This is a genomic window from Pseudomonas sp. MF6776, assembly GCF_016613125.1.
GTDB classification, from domain to species: Bacteria; Pseudomonadota; Gammaproteobacteria; order Pseudomonadales; family Pseudomonadaceae; genus Aquipseudomonas; species Aquipseudomonas iridis.
The window spans coordinates 1-2,898 of the sequence record NZ_JAENSQ010000080.1; the positions used below are offsets into that span (position 1 = coordinate 1).

The 2,898-nt window shown below is 50.5% G+C and carries 4 protein-coding genes; 3 read left to right on the plus strand and 1 reads right to left on the minus strand.

Annotated features, from left to right (window positions below):
• Positions 1–419: 419 nt before the first annotated feature.
• The 3 genes from JJD74_RS30385 to JJD74_RS30395 are packed head-to-tail and all read left to right on the plus strand — an operon-like array spanning position 420 to position 1,242.
• A complete protein-coding gene (locus JJD74_RS30385; RefSeq protein WP_090470222.1) occupies positions 420–659 on the plus strand; it encodes a type II toxin-antitoxin system RelB/DinJ family antitoxin in 240 nt (79 codons plus the stop codon).
• Positions 649–936 carry a type II toxin-antitoxin system RelE family toxin gene (locus tag JJD74_RS30390; protein WP_198831389.1) on the plus strand — a complete coding sequence of 96 codons (288 nt, stop codon included), beginning with the start codon at positions 649–651 and terminating at the stop codon, positions 934–936. The genes JJD74_RS30385 and JJD74_RS30390 overlap by 11 nt, the downstream gene beginning before the upstream one ends.
• A gap of 33 nt (positions 937–969) precedes the next feature.
• Complete coding sequence (locus JJD74_RS30395; protein ID WP_198831388.1) at positions 970–1,242, plus strand: hypothetical protein; 273 nt, start codon at positions 970–972, stop codon at positions 1,240–1,242.
• A gap of 945 nt (positions 1,243–2,187) precedes the next feature.
• Here JJD74_RS30395 and JJD74_RS30400 read toward each other — a convergent pair.
• Positions 2,188–2,835, minus strand: coding sequence for a recombinase family protein (locus tag JJD74_RS30400; protein WP_200618081.1), 648 nt, complete (start codon positions 2,833–2,835; stop codon positions 2,188–2,190).
• Positions 2,836–2,898: the final 63 nt, after the last annotated feature.

Genomic DNA, 2,898 nt, shown 5'->3' on the forward strand with positions numbered 1-2,898 from the left:
GCAAGCGCTTCGACTTCAAATGCCCCATCGAGGTGATGGGAGAGGTCATGCAAAACTCCATGGCAATGCGGCATGATGCTCCGGCTTCAATTCAATAACCGTGTTGCACTCAGCTCCTGCAACCGCCTAGGGTTTTACGGGATGTGAGTGAATATTCAACCTTCAAAGCCTTTCTCATGTATCAAGCATGTGATTGCCTTCTCGGAAAGAAGATTGATAAAGATATGATAAAAGGGACTTTAAAAAAATACACCAGAGTTAGAAAAAGTGGCTCATGTTTCTCTTTTAAATCTATAACACTGAAAGGTTGCTACGAATATTTCCCAGACGCGTGGTAAAGGAAATTCTTGCGTCTCCCCTTGAAAAATTGCTCCTGCAATGCCATTGTAATGACATGTGTCATTACAGGAGTGCACGAAATGGCCTCAATCAATGTCCGTGTAGACGACGATCTAAAAAACCGCGCCTATCGCGAATTGGAACGTTTGGGTGTGACTCCGTCTGAGCTCATGCGCCAAGCCTTGCAGTACGTTGCGGAGCGCGGCCAGCTGCCTTTCCGGCCTGTGCTTATGACTGAAGAGGATGAAACCCTCATAAACACCGTACGCGAGCGATTGGCTTCACCACAGCGCGTTAAGGTGACGCTGGATGACCTATAGTCTTGAGTTCGATCAGCGTGCGCTGAAGGAATGGCACAAACTGGGAGATACGATCCGTCAGCAATTCAAGAAAAAACTGGCTGAAGTCCTGGAAAACCCACGCATCGAGGCCAACCGCTTACGCGAGCTGCCAGATTGCTACAAAGTAAAGCTGCGCAGCGCGGGCTATCGGCTGATCTACCAGGTCATAGACCAAGAAATTGTGGTGTTCGTGGTCGCTATCGATAAGCGTGAGAATGAAGCCGCGTACCGTAAGGCATCAGATCGACTAAAATGAGTCAGTATTAAAATTACAAAGACAGGAGTCATCATGAAAACAATAGTAAAAAGCGTATTTGTTGTAATTCCATTTATACTGTCCAGCACTGCATATGCATTATCAGGGGGTAACACTCTAGGAGACTGGAGAGATGCATCTTACTCTGAGAAATCCAGTTTAGCTCAAGCTATGGCTTCTAATATAAATAAATCTGGAGTCTCAGCAAGCGGACTCGTCGCATGCATCAATGAAACGGCAGGCGATGGAGGGCTTGATCAAATGAAAATTTCAGAAGTCGCTGCGGCATGTGCAGTAATGATGTAGCCATAATAATGGCTGTAGTGACGAGTATTAAATTTTTAATACTCGTCACGTTTCACTGCCAATAATGATCTTTAGCTCTATTCACATCCGATCGTTTGGTCAGATGGAAACTATCTTAACTATCCCTCTGTAACTAAGCAGTTCGCTACGTTGTCGCTTACTTTATTTAGTTTTGCCAAGGCACTATCTACATATTGATTAGCTTCCTGGGATCCAGGCAGTGGCGCCTCATTGGCGCTCCACGTACCCCTAATCTTTAGATTCGTAAAGTCGAAAGCCAAATTTCCCGAATCATGACTAGCGGTCACCGAGAAGATGATTTCGTAGCTAAGGGGCGTTCCCATCGTCATAGGAACGATGAATGAAACTTGGTCTTTTCCCTGAGCGGTAATCTTGGTCTTTACTGAGTTTGATAAGGGAGTACCGTTGATCCCTGGGATGTTCTGAGCAAAACAGAATTGGAGAGTGTCTGCGGATGGCTTAGCTACCGCTCGCTTTACTACGACCCTATCGACCTGAAAGCTCCCGTTTGGACTAGGAATTATGGAAACTCCATCAGGAACTGGTCGATAGGGTTGAGGGGCCATGCTCGAGCAACCAGTAAGAGTCCCCAATAATCCTATTGCCAGCCAAATCTTTAAGCTTGCTTTCATCATCCCTTCCCATTGATATCTGACCAACCAGCCAGTTGAAACGGGAAGGTAGCAGATTGTTGCGGGGCAGGCTCTGGGCTTAAGTGCACTTTCCGTTGCTAGGAGCGATCAATACAGGTGTCGCAAATATCCTAAGTCGTGCGACATGGAACCGTTCCCCGATTTTTCTGCTCCATAAGTGTCGCATATTTCTGTCGCAGGTGTTACTTTACTTGCGACAAATACTGCGACAGGTGGAGCATGACCGCGAACAATGGCCAGTGTCATTTTCAGAAGACGACTGCACCATTTATCAGGAGGCGCCTGCACTGCCCCTGCCCAGTTTTTCCCGCACTCGCATGATGGACTGCCGGGTGGTGCCGTAGTCGCGCGCCACCTTCGCAACCGATTCGCCAGCCGCAAGGCGTTGCATGGCTTCGGCCTGCTGCACCTTTGTCAACGCTGGGGGGCGGCCAAGCGCCTTGCCTTCCGCGCGCGCACGCGCAATGCCTGCCTGGGTTCGCTCGATCAGCAAGTCGCGTTCAAACTCAGCCACCGCACTCAACACGCTCATGGTCATCTTTCCGGCGGCGCTGGTCAGATCGACCCCGCCGAGCGCCAGGCAGTGGACGCGGACACTCTCGGCGGCCAATCGCTCAACCGTTGCGCGGACATCCATGGCATTGCGACCGAGCCGGTCCAGCTTGGTCACGATGAGCACATCACCGGGCTCCAGCCGGTCAAGCAACCGGGCAAACTGAGGACGCTCACTGGCCGCGATGCTACCGCTGATGCTTTCGGTCACGATGCGGCGCTGATTTACTGAGAAGCCTGCGGCTTCAATCTCTCGAATCTGGTTGTCGGTATTCTGGTCAGCCGTGCTGACGCGACCATAGAGGGGTTGTACGCCGGAATCCCAGAAATTTCCGTCAGCCCAGCTCCAGTCCCGCCACGAGCGCATCCAGGTCGATGAACTTGCCGTCAGTCTGGAAGGTGTAATGCCCGTTCAGCAGGATGTGCCGCC